13 protein-coding genes are annotated in these 19,533 nt (G+C 38.3%); 11 read left to right on the top strand and 2 right to left on the bottom strand.

Annotated features, from left to right (window positions below; all coding sequences use genetic code 11):
- Positions 1 to 10: 10 nt before the first annotated feature.
- The 3 genes from M0696_RS18090 to tagH all read left to right on the top strand — a co-directional run bounded on the left by M0696_RS18090 (position 11) and on the right by tagH (position 4,694).
- A complete protein-coding gene (locus M0696_RS18090; RefSeq protein WP_248602242.1) occupies positions 11 to 2,044 on the top strand; it encodes a DUF6270 domain-containing protein in 2,034 nt (677 codons plus the stop codon).
- Positions 2,045 to 2,263: 219 nt separating this feature from the next.
- Positions 2,264 to 3,091, top strand: a complete 828-nt coding sequence (tagG, locus tag M0696_RS18085) for a teichoic acids export ABC transporter permease subunit TagG (RefSeq protein WP_003219641.1) — start codon at positions 2,264 to 2,266, stop codon at positions 3,089 to 3,091.
- Positions 3,092 to 3,110: 19 nt separating this feature from the next.
- Positions 3,111 to 4,694, top strand: a complete 1,584-nt coding sequence (gene tagH / locus M0696_RS18080; RefSeq protein ID WP_248602241.1) for a teichoic acids export ABC transporter ATP-binding subunit TagH — start codon at positions 3,111 to 3,113, stop codon at positions 4,692 to 4,694.
- Positions 4,695 to 4,732: 38 nt separating this feature from the next.
- Here tagH and galU read toward each other — a convergent pair whose 3' ends face one another.
- Positions 4,733 to 5,611 (bottom strand): UTP--glucose-1-phosphate uridylyltransferase GalU, encoded by an 879-nt coding sequence (galU, locus tag M0696_RS18075; RefSeq protein ID WP_248602240.1) that lies wholly within the window; start codon positions 5,609 to 5,611, stop codon positions 4,733 to 4,735.
- A 343-nt stretch (positions 5,612 to 5,954) separates the two neighbouring features.
- Between galU and M0696_RS18070 the strand changes: the two genes are divergently transcribed.
- From M0696_RS18070 to wecB, 4 genes are all read left to right on the top strand, one after another.
- Positions 5,955 to 7,322, top strand: a complete 1,368-nt coding sequence (locus M0696_RS18070) for an alpha-glucosyltransferase N-terminal domain-containing protein (protein WP_248602239.1) — start codon at positions 5,955 to 5,957, stop codon at positions 7,320 to 7,322.
- Between the two features lie 34 nt (positions 7,323 to 7,356).
- Positions 7,357 to 8,877 (top strand): glycosyltransferase, encoded by a 1,521-nt coding sequence (locus M0696_RS18065; RefSeq protein WP_248602238.1) that lies wholly within the window; start codon positions 7,357 to 7,359, stop codon positions 8,875 to 8,877.
- Between the two features lie 74 nt (positions 8,878 to 8,951).
- A complete protein-coding gene (locus tag M0696_RS18060) occupies positions 8,952 to 10,856 on the top strand; it encodes a glycosyltransferase (protein WP_248602237.1) in 1,905 nt (634 codons plus the stop codon).
- A 21-nt stretch (positions 10,857 to 10,877) separates the two neighbouring features.
- Positions 10,878 to 12,020: a non-hydrolyzing UDP-N-acetylglucosamine 2-epimerase gene (gene wecB / locus M0696_RS18055; RefSeq protein WP_248602236.1), complete on the top strand. Its 1,143-nt coding sequence runs from the start codon at positions 10,878 to 10,880 to the stop codon at positions 12,018 to 12,020.
- A 39-nt stretch (positions 12,021 to 12,059) separates the two neighbouring features.
- Here the strand turns inward: wecB and tagU are convergent, their stop codons facing one another.
- Entirely contained in the window at positions 12,060 to 12,980 is a 921-nt protein-coding gene (gene tagU / locus M0696_RS18050) for a polyisoprenyl-teichoic acid--peptidoglycan teichoic acid transferase TagU (protein WP_166847639.1), read from the bottom strand.
- A 212-nt stretch (positions 12,981 to 13,192) separates the two neighbouring features.
- Here tagU and M0696_RS18045 point away from each other — a divergent pair, with 212 nt between their 5' ends.
- The 4 genes from M0696_RS18045 (at position 13,193) to tarQ (ending at position 19,394) form a co-directional block, all read left to right on the top strand.
- The gene (locus M0696_RS18045; protein ID WP_166847642.1) at positions 13,193 to 13,519 is read left to right on the top strand and encodes a hypothetical protein; all 327 of its coding nucleotides are present in this window, start codon (positions 13,193 to 13,195) and stop codon (positions 13,517 to 13,519) included.
- A gap of 24 nt (positions 13,520 to 13,543) precedes the next feature.
- Positions 13,544 to 15,697, top strand: coding sequence for a SpoIID/LytB domain-containing protein (locus tag M0696_RS18040; protein WP_248602235.1), 2,154 nt, complete (start codon positions 13,544 to 13,546; stop codon positions 15,695 to 15,697).
- 87 nt (positions 15,698 to 15,784) lie between these two features.
- Positions 15,785 to 17,272, top strand: coding sequence for an N-acetylmuramoyl-L-alanine amidase (locus tag M0696_RS18035; RefSeq protein ID WP_166847648.1), 1,488 nt, complete (start codon positions 15,785 to 15,787; stop codon positions 17,270 to 17,272).
- 217 nt (positions 17,273 to 17,489) lie between these two features.
- Entirely contained in the window at positions 17,490 to 19,394 is a 1,905-nt protein-coding gene (gene tarQ / locus M0696_RS18030; RefSeq protein WP_166847651.1) for a (poly)ribitol-phosphate teichoic acid beta-D-glucosyltransferase TarQ, read from the top strand.
- The last annotated feature ends 139 nt before the right edge of the window (positions 19,395 to 19,533 follow it).

Here is a 19,533-nt window from a genome sequence, read left to right as displayed (position 1 = left end):
GGGAACAAACGTGAAAATTGAGATAATGAACATTTCTGCAAATTCTAAAAATGATGGATGGATGATATTTGGGCATGCCGACAGAATAGAGGAATTTGAGGGCCTGGCTCTTAAATTAAAGACTAATAATATAGCTTTTGAACAGCCTATTGAGTTAAATCTACCTTATTCTTATATGCATGAGGATGGTTATTTCTTATGTGAAGTGAAATTTGCTCAAATCATAAAAACGAAAAAACTCTCCTTCTCTAATAATTGGGAATTGAAAGTATTGAACGAAGATGCTCAAATACTAATTAGCTGTCCCGATAGTCAATATAAACTAAGAATAAAGCGACCAGATTCTTTGTATTTTGGGACCTTGTCTTTTGTAAATAATAAGTTAGTTATTACAGTACAGCCTGAAGATATAAAACTTAGTATATACAGTATTGAAAAGGGAAATTCACCTGAGAAGTTTATATTAAAATTTGGAATAAATGGAGAGAAGCGCAAATTATTTGAAACTAAGGATTTATTATTTGTTCTTTCACGCAGACCTCATGGAACCCTTTATCAGTTTCATGAAGAACAAATAGAAATCGGAAAACTGGCACAAGTTGATGACCACTTTGAGGTTGATCTTGATTTATATAATCTACCGGCTAATATCATCGTTGACGATTCAAACATTTGGGATTTTTATATCAAGTTAGACAATAATTATTCTGAATCTATTTTGATTTCTTGTTTAGTTGATATAGATTTACCCAATTTTCTTGATAAATTAAGTGCATTGAGAAATCACTCATTTCATTATGTCAAATTAAATAAAACAGGAAGCAATAGCTTATCTCTTCACACGTACCGAAAAGATACAAATATTGCTCAATTAACCTCATTTGAAGAAAATGACAAGCACGTAAAACTTTATATTAAGATAAATACTCAGTTAAAATCACAATGTAAAGTAGTCTTTAGAAAAAGAGAAAAAAAAGGAAAAGGCTTTGAATATTATTTTTCTCAAGAATTCAGTCTTTTAAATAACGGTGATCATTTTATTTGTGACATAGACAAAGAGAATTTGTTACATTTCCTAAGAAAAGATCATGCGAGTGTATGGGATGTTTTTATTTTAATTGATAGTAAAGATTATGTTTATATTAGCTGCAATGAAAATATTGAAACCGATTATTTTAATATAGCAGATGGATATAAAGTAAAGTTTTTTAAAAATGGTGGGAATAGATTATCTGCGTATATACTTTTTGATTCACACAAAGAAGCAGATACGCTTAATATAGCTGTTTTAGGTACTTGTTTTAGCAGAAATGCATTCAATTCCTCAGCATTTTTTAACCCTGATTACAAAAAATTTTATAAATGTTGCTATACACAATTCCATTCATCAGTCATTAGCTTGATGTCTGATCCTGTAGATGTAGATTTTAATCAGTTTAATGATGTTAAAGAAAGTGATCGGTCATGGGTGGAAACGGATTTTAAAAAAGACTTTTTTGAAAAGTTGAAAGAAGCAAAACCGGATTACATTATTATTGACCTTTATTGCGATGCGAGTAAGCCGGTTATTAGAACTCAAGAAAATAATTATGTGACTTGCAACTATTTTATAGAAGCTAGTAAGTTTTTATCAAATTGGAGTGATGTACATATTATAAATCATCATGAAAATCATAAGTATTTTGAACTTTGGAAAGAAAATGTTGGTAAATTTCTCGATAAACTAAGAACTATTATTCCTGAGGATAAAATTATATTGAATAAGGGAAGGTTTACTGAAACATATTATGGATTAGATGGTAAACTAAAAACATTTGATGATATTCCAATGATAAGGAGAAATAATTATTTTTGGGATAAATTAGATAATCATTTCCTGTCTATTGCTCCTTCAGCAAAAGTTATAGATTTGACTGATACAAAGTTTATAGGGGATGAAAGATATCCTTATGGTTTATCTTATTCTCATTATGAGTCAGGTTATTATAAAGAATTTTTAAACAGATTATTAAAAATTACATCTGAAGATCAAATAAAAAATTAATTTCATGAATAGTTCTAAAATAAGGTTGTTGTTGTTTTTATCTTTTTTAGAACTATTCTTTTTATATTGGCTGAATCTTGGATTTTTCTAAGTTAACTACTGGCTCTGCCGACTATTACATGAAAAATGATTGAATATCTGTTACAATATTCACCGGTGCTTTCAAATTTCTTTAACCGAAAGATCCAAAAAATCATTTAAGTCTAAGGAAGATAAACAATGAATGCATTAGTAAGAATCGTAAAAGAGCAAGTGACATCGTTTCCTTTAATTTTGCGCTTGGCTTCGTATGAGACAAAGTCTCAGTATCAGATGAATTATCTTGGTGTGTTATGGCAGTTTTTAAATCCTCTCATACAAATGCTGGCGTACTGGTTTGTATTTGGTATGGGGATTCGCAACAGTCAGCCGGTCATAACGGGTGTCGGAGAAGTGCCTTTTATTGTTTGGATGCTGGCTGGTTTGATCCCATGGTTTTTTATTAGCCCAACGATTCTTGATGGATCAAACAGTGTATTTAAGCGGATCAATATGGTCGCGAAAATGAATTTTCCGATCAGTTCGCTGCCTTCTGTCGTAATTGCTTCAAATTTATTTAGTTATTTTGTAATGATGGGCATTTATGTCATTGTCCTTTTAGCGAGCGGTGTTTACCCTAGCTTGCATTGGATACAATATATTTACTATTTAATCTGCATGATTGTGTTTATGTTTTCATTTAGCTTGTTTAACTCTACAATCAGTGTGCTTGTCAGAGATTATCAATTTCTGCTGCAGGCCGTAACCAGATTATTGTTCTTTTTACTTCCGATTTTTTGGAATATCTCAGAGCAGCTCGGGAAAAATCACCCGAACCTTCTGCCTGTGCTTAAACTGAATCCGATTTTTTATCTGATAGAAGGATTCCGGAACAGCTTCTTAGACGGCAAATGGTTTTTCCAAGACATGAAGTACACGCTGTATTTCTGGCTGTTCACATTCCTTTTATTGTTAGTAGGTTCTATCCTGCACATGAAATTCAGAGACAAGTTTGTTGACTTTCTTTAATACGTAAGGAGATTGTACGATGAAACTAAAAGTTTCGTTTCGAAATGTTTCAAAGCAGTATCATTTGTATAAAAAACAATCGGACAAGATTAAAGGATTGTTTTTTCCGGCTAAGGATAATGGTTTTTTTGCTGTGCGGAATGTCTCCTTTGACGTGTATGAGGGAGAGACAATCGGCTTTGTAGGGATAAATGGGTCAGGGAAATCAACCATGTCTAACCTGCTGGCTAAAATTATCCCGCCGACCAGCGGTGAAATTGAAATGAACGGACAGCCGTCGCTGATTGCGATTGCTGCCGGTTTAAATAACCAATTGACGGGCCGGGACAATGTCCGGCTCAAGTGTTTAATGATGGGGTTAACCAATAAAGAAATTGATGATATGTATGACAGCATCGTGGAATTTGCCGAGATTGGCGATTTTATTAATCAGCCGGTTAAAAACTATTCCAGCGGTATGAAATCGCGACTCGGTTTCGCGATTTCCGTGCATATTGACCCTGACATTTTAATTATTGACGAAGCGCTCTCCGTAGGGGACCAAACGTTTTATCAGAAGTGTGTAGACAGAATAAATGAGTTTAAAAAGCAAGGAAAAACCATTTTCTTTGTCAGCCACTCCATCGGCCAGATTGAAAAGATGTGTGACCGCGTCGCTTGGATGCACTACGGCGAGCTTCGTATGTTTGATGAGACAAAAACGGTTGTTAAAGAGTACAAAGCGTTTATTGACTGGTTTAATAAGTTGTCGAAAAAAGAAAAAGAGACATATAAAAAAGAGCAAACGGAAGAGCGGAAGAAAGAAGATCCTGAAGCGTTTGCCCGTTTCCGCAAAAAGAAGAAAAAGCCGAAATCACTGGCTACTGCAGTTCAGATTGCTGTTTTGTCAATCCTGACAGTTTTTACTGCGGGAACAATGTTCTTTAATGCCCCGCTTCGTACAATTGCTTCGTTTGGCGCGATTCCGCAAAATGAAGTGAAGAAGCATGATGGCGATGCAAAAGGCCAGGCAGAGAAACGCTTAACAGCAGTCAATAAGCAAGGGTTTATAGCAGATGAAAAAGTGTCTGCTTATAAGGATCAAGATTTAAAACAGAAAGCTGACGTTACACTGCTATTCGGTACCGAAGTGACGGTAGCTGCAAAAGGCAAACAAGCAGCGAAAATAAAGTTTGACGGGCAGTCTTATTTTGTGAAAGTAGGCGCTGTTACAACAAACGTAAAACATGCTGAACTGCGGGCAGCTGCCTTTACGCCTTATGTCTCGCAAAATGCAGCTGCTTCCTATGAATACTTTCTGAAATTCCTGGGAGACAGCAGCAGCAGCATCCAATCGAAATTAAATGGATATACTGAAGGAGATACAGCTGACGGCAAAAAAACGCTGGATTTTGATTATGAAAAAATCAGTTATGTGCTGGAGAATGATAGAGCTTCTGAGCTTATCTTCCACAACATCTCTCCTGTTACCCCGGCGTCACTATCTTTAAGTGACAGTGATGTATTGTATGACAGCAGTAAGGGTCGTTTTCTTGTGAATACAGCTGATCAGGTTTTTGCAGTTGATAATAAAGAGCATACACTGACCTTGATGTCGAAATAAGAAAAGGCTATTGGATGAATGTCCAATAGCCTTTTTGTTTAGATTTCTTCTTTGTTTAGTAAACCTTCCATAAATGGAACGAGCTGATCGCGTAGCTCTTTATCTTGCATCGCAAACTCAAGAGTTGTTGTGATAAAGCCCAGTTTTTCACCAACGTCATAACGCTTGCCTTCAAAGTCGTAAGCAAACACTCTTTGAATTTCATTTAGCTTTTGAATGGCGTCTGTCAGCTGAATCTCTCCGCCGGCTCCAACCTGCTGCTCCTCTAAGTACATGAAGATCTCAGGTGTAAATACGTAACGGCCTAAGATGGCAAGGTTAGAAGGTGCAGTGCCTTTAGGCGGCTTCTCAACGAAGTTTTTCACCTGGTAACGGCGGCCCTCACTTGTCAGCGGGTCGATAATGCCGTAGCGGTGTGTTTCTTCGTCAGGCACTTGCTGAACACCGATAATAGAAGAAAGTGTTCTTTCATACTCATCCATTAATTGACGCAATCCTGGTGTTTCTGCCTGAACAATATCGTCTCCAAGCAGGACCGCAAACGGCTCATCGCCAATAAAGTTGCGTGCGCACCAGACAGCGTGTCCGAGTCCTTTAGGCTCTTTTTGGCGGATATAGTGAATGTCAGCCAGGTTAGAAGCTTTTTTCACTTTTTCAAGAAGTTCTGTTTTTCCTTTTTCTTCTAGGTTTCTTTCAAGCTCAGGAGAGTAATCAAAGTGATCCTCAATCGCACGCTTGCTTTTTCCTGTTACGATAATAATATCCTCAATACCTGCTTCAACAGCTTCTTCAATTATGTATTGAATGGTAGGCTTATCAACAATAGGAAGCATTTCTTTCGGCATTGCTTTCGTAGCCGGCAAGAATCTTGTTCCGAGACCTGCGGCAGGGATTATGGCTTTACGTACTTTTTTCAATTTCAAAGCACCTTCCTTAAGAACAGATTTAGGGTTCAGCTTTATTGAATGCTGAGTATTTAAAATGTTTAAGTTTCTTTTCACATCAATACCCTATTTTCATTCTGTTAAACACATTTAATCATATAAGAAAAACCAATATTAAACAAGAGTCAATTAGTAACTTTGAGTTCATGGAAATACTAAAAAATAACACAAATTGATAGAGAAACCAGTTTACTTTGAACTGAAAACTTCCATCGGTGTAACTGCTTTTTCATCTCTAGAGCCAGCTCAGCAAAAATGATATAATGTAGTTCTGAAAAAGTGACTGTACGAATTTTATCCGAAAGGTAATAAATAGATGATGACGATTAAGGTTTCTACCCCAAAATTAGCATATGTTTGTTCAGGGCTGCAGGCTGCAAAAAAGTTTAGTATTAATACAATTGATTGGAATTATCCAATGGAGATTATCACTTTAAATCATGAGCCTAATGGGCCTTCTTCTTTTAAAGATGCTCTTGTTATCAATATGTACAACTACTTTAAAGGATCTGAACCGCAGAAAGATAAAATCGAGCATCCGATTGAACAAGAAGGTTTAACATATATTCAAGAACCGAACAAGCCAGTTTACCGTTACTACCATAATGGACGTTATATCAAATATCAAAGGTTTACAGCATCAGGAGAACTTGCTGTCATTGATTATTTTAATGAAAACAGGCAAAGGTTTAAAAGAGAAGAATACGATTCATCCGGCTATGTACACAGTTTAATGTACATGGATCTGGAGACTAACAAACCGAAACAGCATCTTTATTTAAGAGCAGATGGCACCTGTTATATGACCAAATGGTATAAGAATGATGGAACAACTGAAAAAATTGTCATTTTTGACGAAAAAGAGAATATAGTCAATGTATCGTGTTCAGAAAATGAACTTTCCTATTTTTTTCTGAGCCGCTTGATAAATAAGACGAAATATTTATTTTTAACATCAGAAAACGAGATATATACAACACTGAAGTCTCTTTCGGTTAAATATTCATCCATGTACTTAGGTTTTATAGAGACGAATGAGATGTTGGACAGCCCTGAAAAGGAAATAGACCACCTTGATGCGTTCGTGGTTCCTTCTTTGAAGAGATATCATGACACGGTTCAAAAAGCGGGGCCTCGCACAAATATTTATTATGTTTCTGATGAGCCATTTACCCGCAAACGTTTTGCGGACAAACTAATTGATCAGGTGCCTTTTAATAATCAATTAAAAAATATGGATGTTGAGCTGTTAACGTCAGAATGGCAATCAAAATCCGACTTGTATTTGTCAGCCAAGGTCGAATTTAAAGGCGACATTTCGGCCCATTCTGTTGGCCGTCATAAAATGTATTGGAAATTAAAAAATCAAAAGAGCGGCACTGAAAGTATATTTAATGCAAACGTAAGCAGTGAGGAAGCGCTGATGTTTACTGTAAGCGGTACGCTCCGTGTTCATTCTGTATTAGATCAGCTGTCCACGATTGAATTGTATCTCTGTTGTGAGTGGGATAATCGCTTCTTTGCATCGAGTGTGCGAGTAAACGATCCAAAGGAAATTCCATCATTAGAACGTAGTATTTCAGGCTGGCAAATTACTTTGGCGGAAGAAAATAATCATTTGCGTGTTCATACAGCTGAGGGATTTCGGAGAAAATTAATGAAACGGCTGTTTGTGAAAAAATAGAAGAAAAAGCTTTACCAGAAGAAGGAGCTTGAAGATGAGAAGGATCTTTTCACTAATATATGAAATAGACATTGAAAAAGGCGGCATTACAAGCTCGATGATGTCAAGATCTTTTACATTTGCGGAGCGCGGTCATAAAATCGATTTGGTCACACTTGATTATAAAGAGAATTATGATCAGATAGAGAAAGAGCTGAAGAACGCAGGAAGACTGCATGCTGATGTAAATATCCTTAATATTTATGATTACTATAAAAATCAGCAGCGGCATATAAAAGTCGGGAATGCACAACAAAGTTATTATGAGCAAAATCGTAATCGCTTTGAAGAACCATATGCCGTTTTTCATAATGAAGAAAAATTAGAAACGGAATACTTCAAGAATGGTTTATATATAAAAAAGAAAAAATGGGATGAGTCGAATAACCTTTTATATGTGGACCATTTCAATGAAAATATGCAAAAGACAAAGCGGGAATTCTTTCACGGTGCTTATGTAAATAAAACTGTTTTTTTCGATACGAGAAGCGGAAAAATTAATCAAATTCACTATACAGCACCGGACGGCTTTTGTTATTTAACGGAATGGCACCATTTCAATACGGGAGCCAGTCAGGGAGTTATGCTGTTTGAACGAGATCAAAAGGAAGCTTATTTTTTCAAAAACAAGCACGCATTTCATACCCATTGGCTTGAGAAGATATGTGAAAAAGAAAAAGACCCTATTATCATCTGTGATGGAGTCGGAAGTGCTTCAAAAGTAAATGAAATGCGTGAGGGATTGGCAAAACGGTATTATTGTGTTCACTCAAATCATTTAGATTATCCTTATACGTTAGGCAGCAAAGTTCGGAAAAATCATCAATACGCGATGGAACATATTAAAGATTATGACGGGCTGATCGTATTAACGAATGAACAAAAAGAAGATATTATGAAGGATTTTGAATCGAACAATAATATTTTTGTTATTCCCCATGCTCCAAGAAGGCTTGAAAAATTACAAACGTATGAAAAAAAGAAAAACGAATTTGTCATGGTGGCCAGATATCATGAAGAAAAAGGGATCGATAAGGTCATAAAAGCAATGGAAATCGTAAAAAGATCCCGGCCTGATATTGTCCTTAATATTTATGGCAGCGGTCCTGGCCACGAGCAATATCAGCGATTGATCGATGATCTCCAGTTAGATAATGTGCATTTAAAAGGGTATATCGCAAATCCTGCTCCATTTTATCAGCAGGCGCTTGCTACATTGTTAACATCTAAATTTGAGGGGTTCAGTCTTGCCATTTGTGAATCGTTTTCGTGCGCCACTCCGGTCATCAGTTTTGATGTGAAATACAGCCCAAGAGAGCTCATAAAAGAACACGAAACGGGAATGCTTGTAGAACCTGATCATATTGAAATGCTTGCTGATAGTATCATTTATTTGTACGACAACCCTGAGAAAGCCATTCAATATGGAAAAAATGCAAAGAATTTAATGGATACAGAATATAGTGAAGACCGATTAATTGAAAGATGGGAAGAAGTATTTGAAATGACGAAATAGTGCATTTCTAGACCATTTTTGTTCATTATATGAGCTTTTGTGAAGAAATAGAAGCGGATAAGAATAGAGGTGTAATGTTGAAAATTACTGCAGCAGTACCCACATACAACTCAGAACATTTTATCTCCCGCTGCCTGGATAGTCTGGTTCAACAAACCATGCCGAATAATGAGTATGAAATTATTTGTGTAGATGATTGTTCTCAGGATGGCACGGTTTCAATATTGAAAAAATACAGTGAACAGTATTCTAATATAACGGTTATTGAACGAAAGGAAAACTCGGGAGGGCCGGGAGAGCCAAGAAACCAAGCCATACGTGCTGCGAATGGTGAATACATCTTTTTTATTGATTCCGATGATTATTTGGGAATTGAAGCGTTTGAGAGAATGTATCAATTTGCACAACAGCACGATTCAGATATTGTGCTTGGAAAAATGGTCGGTATAAACGGCAGAGCGGTCCCGCAAGCTATTTTTAAAGAAACAAAACCTGAGGCGGATCTTGTTAAATCTCCGCTTGTCTACTCAATTGGTCCGACAAAACTTTTTAAAGTTTCACTGCTTAGAAAGCATGACATATATTTCCCATCTAATATACAGGCCACAGAGGATCAGGTATTTGTCATAAAAGCTTATTTAGAAGCGGACAAAATTTCTGTCTTGGCTGACTATGATTATTACTACGCTGTACAGCATGACGGCGAGCATATGACATTTGCATATGTTGCGCCTCAAAGCTACTACGGCGCAATGAAGGTAATCGTAGATATGATTTGTGAGTGCCGTCTTTCTCATACCCGCAAAATGAAGTTTATGGCGAAGTTTATAAATCGCCATTTTGACTTTTCAAGAACCACGGATTTTACCGTAACGATCGAAGATGAGCGGGAACAGCAAACATGGATGACAGAGCTGCATCATTTTGTTGAACAAAATATTCCACGGGAAATTGACCAGCTTGTCCATTCTCATACGCGGTTAAAATTATTTTTTGTGCGGCAGAATGACTTAAAGGGTTTGAAGCAGTTTGAAGCTGATAAAGAAAATATGACTCAATTTACGTCTGTTAAAAATGGTCATATCATAGCAAACTATCCCAGCCTTACGCCGTATCAGTTAACAGAGAATGAACGGATTATTGATGACAGAAACAAAATCAGTCATTACGTGAGCAAATTTCAAATGAAGAACAATACTTTTTCATTAAGAGGGTCGATTACCCACACGGCTTTACAACCAGAGCAACAAGCTATGCAAACTTTATTAGGCATTTGGGTGCATCGTGAAAGAAAAACTGAAAAAATCATTTTTCCGGTGTATGCTAAGGACGGGGAATTTGAATTTCTCACGAAGTTTACTGATTTGGCCGTTAATGAAGAAGATATTGGAGTTTGGGACTTCTTTATTGAATCAGAGATTGACGGTTATAAAAAACGCGCGCGAATTGGCAGCAGCAGAGAATCGTATCCTTATTCAAAACATGCTAAATATATTGGAAATAATGGGAAATACGCTTTTAGCGCAAGACCGTACTTTACAAAAACATACGATAATTTGTCTGTGGATATAAGAAAGCAAGAAGTTTTGAAAGTGGAATTCAGAAAAAATGATTCGGATTTAACGTTCGTATTCCCTGGAAGCCAATTGTTCTTTCCGCAGCAATCCTTATTATTGCTGGAATGCAATAATCAAGAGTTTTTAATTCCAATAAAAAATCAAATCAGTTCAGCTGATGGGACAGTAATACAGGTTGACCGGAATCTAGTTGAACAAAAATTTGCCCCGTCTCACATAAAAAACATGAATATCGTTTTATCAATAAATTCATACAAAACGATATTGGTTCCAAAAAAGGATGTCAGCGTGTACTTTTGCAGTAAAAATATTGAAAAAAAGCTATGGTGCTTTAAAATAAAGAAGAAAGTAGACCTATTTATACAATCAGACCAATCAAGATTCTATCTAACAGCCCGTTAAACAAAGAAACCAGGTGACAATATGAAAAAACTAAAAGTCATGACCGTCTTCGGGACCAGGCCTGAAGCAATCAAGATGGCACCGCTTGTGCTGGAATTGAAAAAATATCCCGAAATAGATTCCTATGTGACAGTCACTGCCCAGCACAGACAAATGCTAGACCAGGTTCTAGATGCGTTTCACATCAAGCCTGATTTCGATTTGAACATTATGAAGGAACGGCAGACGCTGGCTGAGATTACGTCCAACGCCCTTGTGAAATTGGATGAGCTGTTTAAAGATATCAAACCCGATATTGTGCTGGTCCATGGGGATACGACGACGACGTTTGCAGGAAGCCTAGCCGCTTTTTATCACCAAATTGCTGTCGGGCATGTGGAGGCCGGCCTTCGTACAGGGAATAAGTATTCCCCTTTTCCGGAAGAGCTCAACCGCCAGATGACCGGGGCGATTGCTGATTTGCATTTTGCGCCGACAGACCAGGCGAAAGACAATTTATTAAAAGAAAATAAGAAGGCTGACTCTATTTTTGTGACAGGAAATACTGCGATTGATGCACTCCGCACAACGGTGAGGGACGGCTATTCACATCCTGTCCTCAATCAGGTGGGCGAGGATAAAATGATTCTGCTGACCGCGCACCGCCGGGAAAATCTGGGTGAGCCAATGGAAAACATGTTCAAGGCTATCCGAAGAATTGTTGAGGAGTTTAACGATGTACAGGTCGTTTACCCTGTGCACCTGAATCCTATTGTCCGGGAAGCGGCTCAGAAGCATTTTGGCGACTCTGACAGAGTGCATCTGATCGAACCTTTAGAGGTGATTGATTTCCATAACTTTGCGGCAAAATCGCATTTTATTTTAACAGATTCGGGCGGCGTGCAGGAGGAAGCACCTTCTCTCGGAAAACCGGTGCTTGTGCTGCGCGATACGACGGAACGCCCTGAAGGAGTGGAAGCCGGAACGCTAAAACTTGCAGGGACGGATGAGGAAAACATTTATCAGTTGGCAAAACAGCTGTTAACTGATGATGATGAGTACAAGAAAATGTCTTACGCCTCTAATCCGTATGGCGATGGAGAGGCTTCCAGACGGATTGTGGAAGAATTGCTGTTTCATTATGGGTTTCGGAAAGAACATCCGGAATCATTTACAGGCACATAAAAAAGAAGCTTTGCACACTGTGCGAAGCTTCTTTTTGTTTTAATTTTCGAGGCTTTCCTTCAGCTCTTTTGTAATATCGGAAAGGGCGTTTTTATCTGCTTGATAGTAGTAAATTCCGTTGATTTTCGTGCCAGTGCCTTTCAGTTCATGCTGTTTAATATTTTTACGCGCGCCTTTGTAGTCGGATTGGATATCCCACATGTTATCGAAGGTTAAATTCGTTTTCACATTATCTTCAACGACTTTAAACATATCTCCGAACTTCGTGATGGAAGAAATATTTGCGCCTTTATTAATGATTCCTTCAATCACTTGGCGCTGGCGGTCTTGACGGCCAAAATCGCCTCTCGGATCTTCTTTTCTCATCCGGGTATAGGCGAGTGCCTCTTTTCCGTTTAGCGTGATTTTTCCTTTGCCGAACGAATAACCGTCATAGCTGAACGCGAATGTGCTGTTTACTGTGACACCGCCAAGTGTATCAACAACGTCTCTAAAGCTTTCCATGTTCACTTTTACAAAATAATCAACCGGAACATCGAGGAAGTTCTCAACAGTGTCTACCGTCATCTGCGTGCCGCCAAAAGCGTATGAATGGTTGATTTTATCCATTGTGCCTTTTCCGATAATTTTTGTATAAGTGTCACGCGGAATGCTGACCATGTCGGTTGTATTCGTTTTTGGGTTAACGGTCATATAAATGAGCGTATCGGCACGGCCCTTATCGCCGTCGCGTTCATCCACACCCATGATTAAGACAGAAAACGGGTCTTTTTTATTGATGTTGACTTCAGTATCCCTTTTTTTAGATTTATCAATACTCTCATGAATACTTGCCACAGTTGAAGCTGCTTTATGCCATAAGTAGTATGCATAGCCGCCTGTTCCGAGCACAAATACGGCCACAATGGCTAAAATGACAAGTAACGCTTTTCTTTTTTTCTTTCTTTTTTCAGCTCTCATAATAAAGTCCTCGCTTTTTTGTAATCTAGTACGATTATAAGTTTCTTAATATTTGAAAACAACTAAAATTTGTCTGATTCTTTACAATAGACGGCCGCTTGTAACAAATGTTTCGGTATTTTAAGAAAATCCGCAAAAATTTTTCGTTGTTTTGAAAGAAATCTTAAAATAAGCTTAAAATTGTCGATAAAAAGTGGAGAGGTGATATAGGAATGAAAAAACTTGCTATTTTAATGTTCTCAATGCTGCTTCTTTTGTCTGCATGCGGCACAGCTGAGAAATCATCAGGTTCAGAAACAAATTCAGGTAGCCAGGATGCGGCTGCTGAAGAGACTGTAACGAAGGAAGGCACATTTGCCGGTTTGGCGGACAGCCATACGATTGCAGTCACTATTGATGGTAAAGAGACATCGATTCAGGTTGGTTCAGACCTTCAGGACAAAATGAACAGCATTTCAGAAGGACAAAAAGTTGAGGTCAAATATACAAAAGATTCAAATGGCGTATTATTGCTTAAGGATCTTGAGACAAAGGAATAAAAACTTCTTAGGGGGTTCCATGTTTTGAAAAAAATGAAGCTCTTGCTTCTATCATCAGTCACTGTGGCGGCCTTAGCATGTCCATCGTTTATGCAGTCTGCGAAAGCCGCTGATAAAACCATTTCTGTTAAGCTGAGTAATTATGTAGGCAGCAAATCAAGCTTGGATGTCGATATCACAGGCGGTTATGAAATTCCCGGCTCAAGAATTGCGGATACAGAGCGATATGGTGGAGCAACCCGTTTTGATGTTGCCAATAATGTAGCTTCAGCCGGATGGACAAATCCAACGACTGTGGTCATTGTGAATCGAGACGCTTTTGCCGATGCGCTCTCAGCAACACCGCTTGCCAAAAAATACGATGCGCCGATTCTATTAACAGACGCGGATTCGCTAACACCAAAAACAGAAAGTGAAATTGCAAAACTAAATCCTGACAATATTCTCATCATTGGCGGGACAATCAGTGTTTCTAAAAATGTAGAAAATACATTAAAAAAATATGGTTCTATCGACCGTATTGGCGGAGCAACCCGTTACGAGGTTTCTAAAAACATAGCGGATCGAATGGGAAATTACAGCCAGGCAGTAGTGGCTACAGGCATGGTCTTTACAGATGCCCTGTCAATCGCGCCATATGCTGCAATGAACGGTTATCCGATATTACTTGCTGGAGACAATAACATCCGCAGCGATTACAAAATTCCGAGCAACGTAACAATAGTCGGCGGTCCGTTGAGTGTCAGCACTGGCGTGGAAGCCACATTAAAAAAGCAGGCGACTGTGAAACGGATTGGCGGGGTTTCCCGGTATGAGGTATCTGCCAATATCGTAAAAGAATTAAATATGAAAGCAACAAAGGTATTCATGTCAAATGGTCAAACATTTGCGGACGCATTAACGGGGTCTGTGCTTGCAGCGAAGCAGGGAAGTCCTTTACTGCTGGTTGAATCCGGCAGCCTGCCGTCACCAGTCGCTGATGTAGTGGCATCAAAAGGAACTCAGTCATTTGCGCTGCTTGGAGGAAGCATCTCCATCAGTGATACGCTAAAGAACAAACTGGCAGATACTTTTGCAGGAACTGGCTATACAGTCAAGTTATCCGGCGGAAATCTGGCGCTTTATAAAAACAACACTGCCATTAAGACGTTTGGAACTTCTTTCACAGTAAATCCTAAAAAATATGCAACGACAAATTCTATCAGTCTGAATGGAACGCCATATCTCGGAAACATGAAATTTACGATTGAGTCAGGCAAATACGTTCGTCCGATCAATGTAGATATCCCTTTTGAAGATTATTTAAAGGGTGTTGTACCTCATGAGATGCCGGCGAGCTGGCAAAAAGAAGCGCTTAAAGCTCAAGCTGTCGCTGCCAGAACTTATTCCATCAGCTCGGCAGGAAAAGAAGTACAAGACACCACCGCTTTTCAGGTATATGGAGGATATGACTGGAATTCAAAAACATCAGAAGTGGTAGAAGCTACAAAAGGAAAAGTTCTGAAATACAATGGCAATTTGATTTCAGCTACGTATTCCTCAAGTAATGGCGGCTACACAGAAGCGAGCGGCGAGGTGTGGAGCAATCAGCTTCCTTATTTGATCGCCAAAAAAGATACGTACGACCCGCAAATCAGCTGGTCTCTGTCTTTAAACAAAACCCAGCTTGATAAAAACAGTCTGAATCTGAAAAGCCCGGGATCTTGGTGGAGCACAAAAAATGAAACGAACTCAGCATATTTGAGCGGTTTGAAAAGCTGGTTTATTAAAAATAAATACAGCAATGCCGAGTCTATCAAAATCACAAAAATATCCAGTGTGAAATTCAGCACGGAGAAAACTGCCGGTCAGCGGCCGGAAACAGCAAGTGTAACATTCTCATACTTCGTGAAAGAAAAATCAAATGGCTACATTCTTTCTAATGGTAGCCTGAGTGAAAAAACAGCAACAATTTCTGTACCGACAACAGAGCTGAGAACAATGCTTGGAGCTTCAAACATGAAGAGTACATATGCGTCTGTCTCAAGCAATACAAACGCCTTTATCATCAGCGGTAAAGGATACGGACACGGCATAGGCATGAGCCAGTACGGAGCCAATGCCAGAGCTGCTGCCGGACAATCCTATACAACGATCTTAAGTTTTTACTATCCAGGAACGACTCTATCAAGCTATTAAAAGATTGATAGAAGTCCAGGGAGGCGCATGCCTCCTTCGTTCGTTATTTGATGTACGAATCATTATCAATCTTTGGAGGGACTATTTTTGCGGATCTTTCTTAAAAGCATACCGATGCTGATATTAGGAGTCGTTTTATTTGTACCAAATGTGTTTGCGGCCAACTCTGTTACAAGGCTGGATGGAGCAAGCAGATATGAGGTTGCTGTAAATGTTTCAAAACAAGGCTGGAGCAGTGCGAGCACGGTTGTTGTGGCGAACGGAACAGCATATGCCGATGTATTAACGGCTGCTCCTCTGGCTTATAAATACAATGCTCCAATTCTATTAACGGAATCATCTAAACTGACTACACCGACGAAAAACAGAATCAGCCAGCTTAAACCGAGCAAGGTCATCGTCATTGGCGGAACGATCAGTGTTTCTAACAACGTTGTAAGTGAAATTAAAAATTTGGGTGTTTCCACAGTGGAACGGATCGGCGGAAGAAGCCGTTACGAAGTTGCCCAAAATATTTCTAAAAAAATGTCTTCAAATTCAAAAGCAGTAATCGCAAATGGAACGGCATATGCTGACAGTCTGGCAATCGGTTCTTATGCTGCACGCAACGGCATTCCAATTCTTCTGACTACTGCAAGCTCCATTCCAGAACCAACGAAAAATGCGATGAGCAGCAAAGGAACAACATCGACTATAGTGGTCGGGGGAGAAATCAGTGTCTCAAAAAGTGTTTACAGCCAGCTTCCTTCACCAACAAGAATCGGCGGAAACAGCCGTTTCGAAGTGGCTGCAAACATAGCAAAAAAATATTATTCTTCATCAAAAGCCGCATTTGTCAGCAATGGCTATCAATATGCGGATGCTTTAGCGGGTTCCGTTCTGGCGGCTAAACAAAATCGTCCAATGTTATTTACGGATGCCGGCTCCCTGCCGACTGCGACAAGAGCAGTCATCGGTTCAAACAGCAAGAATACATTCACTGTACTCGGGGGTACTATTTCCGTTACAACGAATGTTGTCAACCAGCTGAAAAATGTAATTGTAGGAAAAAAGGTATTTGTGGATGCCGGACACGGGGGTTATGACAGCGGAGCGGTTGGTAACAGATTAAAGGAGAAAGACGTTAACCTTGCCGTTGCAAAGCTTGTAAACAGCAAACTCTCTGCTGGCGGAGCGATTCCGGTTATGGCCAGATCTACAGATGTTTTTTTAGAGCTTTCTGAACGGGTTGCCAAAGCTAAAAGCAATAATGCAAACCTGTTTGTGAGTATTCACGCCAATTCAGCGAGTCCTGCTGCAACCGGTACTGAAACTTACTATTATACAAAGTATGAGGCAGACAACAGCAAACGGCTTGCGACAGAAATACAAAACAGACTTTATAAAGCACTCAATACTCAAAACCGAGGCGTGAAACTCGGGAATTTCCATGTTATCAGAGAATCAACAATGCCGAGCAGTTTAGTGGAGCTGGCATTCATATCAAATGTGAACGACGCAAGTAAACTAAAGAGTGCTTTGTACCAAGAAAAAGCAGCTCAAGCAATATATGAAGGAATCATCGGTTATTATTAGGAAGAAATTTGTATACATTGATAGCGGCTTGCCGGCAGAACCCATCAGGAATTGCAGGCAAGCTTTTTTATACGATAAAATAAGAAAAATTTTAAAGTATACATGCTATGTAAAAGTTTAACAAAATTTAAGGTTAGGCCTATTCTTATTGACAGATGTATTTGATATAATTATCAAGCAAAAATATAACCGATCCATTAGGGTAGTGAGGTAATCGATGAAGATAAGCATTGTTATCCCTGTATATAATTCAGAAGATCTTATTTCCGAATGTCTTGACAGCTTAGTTAATCAAACGATGCCAAAAGAGGATTATGAGATTATATGTGTTGATGATAAATCTACGGATTCATCTTTAGACATTTTGAATCAATATAAAAAGAAATATGACAATATTGTTGTTGTTGAAAGAACGGTAAATTCAGGCGGCCCAGGTGCCCCGCGGAATGATGCAATAAAAATTGCCAAGGGTGAATACATCCTGTTTGTTGATTCCGATGACTATCTAGGCAATGAAGCATTGTTAAGGTGGTACAATTTCTCAAAAGAGAATGAATCAGATATTACTTTAGGGAAGTTAAAAGGGATAAACGGCCGAGGTGTTCCCAAATCAATGTTTAAGGAAACGAATCCGGATGTTGATTTGGTTGATTCCAAAATTGTTTTCACATTGGGACCTCAAAAACTGTTTAAAGCCTCACTTTTAAAAGAAAATCAAATCACCTTCCCTACTCACATAAAAGCAGCGGAAGATCAAGTATTCACAATGAACGCTTATTTAAAAGCAAAGAAGATTTCTGTTTCAGCTGACTATGATTATTACTATCTGGTCAAAAGAGACGGCGAACATATGAGTGTTGCTTATGTTCCTCCAGAGAACTTTTATGGAGCAATGGAAGATATTATCTCTGCTATCAAGGCAAGTGACCTGGAAGAAGCCAGAAAAATTAAGCTGATGGCAGTATTTTTAAACAGGCATTTTGATTTTTCCCGGACAAAAAATGTCACGATTAAAATGAAAACAGATGAAGAAAGAGCTGAATGGTTTAAATATTTGTCAGCATTTATTCATGCAGTGCCTGAAGAGGCTGATCAATTTGTGCTTCCGCATATCAAATTGCGGTTGCTGTTTATTCGGAATAATGATTTGCAAGGATTAACCCAGTATGAGCGGGAAGAACAAGACATTAAAAAGTTCTGTACTGTTAATAACGGGGAGTTAATTGCACGTTATCCAAGCTTAGAACGGTATCCAATCTCTGAAGAGCTATTAAAAGTAAATTATAAAAATAAGCTTGAACATTTTCTGCAGAATATTGAATTTAGCGATCATAGCCTTAGTATTCAAGGAACCATTAAACACAAATTGTTGGATGATGAAACGAATAAAAATCAATCTCTGACAGGAGTATTTGTTCATCGCGATACAAAGGCGGAAAAATACATTGTGCCGGCTTCATATGAAAATTCAACTTTTACATTTGAGTGCAAGTTTGATGAACTGGCTTCTGCTGAAGAAGATTTAGGCGTTTGGGATTTCTTTATTGAATCATCAATAGACGGCTACAAATTAAGGGCAAGAATAGGAAACAAACGTGCCGCGTACAAGTATTCCACAAAAACGATGTATTTAGGGCATAACGCTTTGTTTGTCTACAGCGCCAGACCCTACTTCACAATGAACTATGATAATCTCTCGATTGATATAAAGAAACATGCATACACAGAAGCTGAACTTTCTTATGAAACAGAATCAAAAGATTTATCATTTATTTTTAAAGATAAGCAAATCTGTTTGCCAAATCATTCAAAAATCATTGTGAATACTGGACAGTCTGAAATTTCATTACCAGTAAAACGTATTGATTTAGAGCCTAATTGCACAAAATTGACAGTAAACGTGCAGAGTTTGCTTGAACAGCTAGCTCATGTAAAGAAAGAGCGATTAATTGAATTTGCGATAAACACTTCTCAAAATAAAATCAGTGCAAAAGTGGATAACCAAGCAATTATCCTGGACACAAAAAGCCTGGAACGAAAATCTATGTTATTCTTCAATAAAATGGTTGAAGTTCAGTACAAGCTGTTAACCTCTAAATCAAAATTTTATTTTCAATATTAAATGCTTCGCAGCGAAAAGAGACAAATCTGTAAAATGGTTTGTCTCTTTTTTTATACAATATGCTTAATTTTTAAAAAAAGTGTCTAAAACAATAAAAAGTTTACGATTAAATGTCAGAAAAAATAACAAATTCACACTT

Origin of the sequence: Bacillus rugosus, assembly GCF_023238245.1 — a bacterium.
Classification (GTDB): domain Bacteria; phylum Bacillota; class Bacilli; order Bacillales; family Bacillaceae; genus Bacillus; species Bacillus rugosus.
Note: the sequence above shows the minus strand (reverse complement) of the source record. Positions and strands in the feature narration are given on the sequence as shown.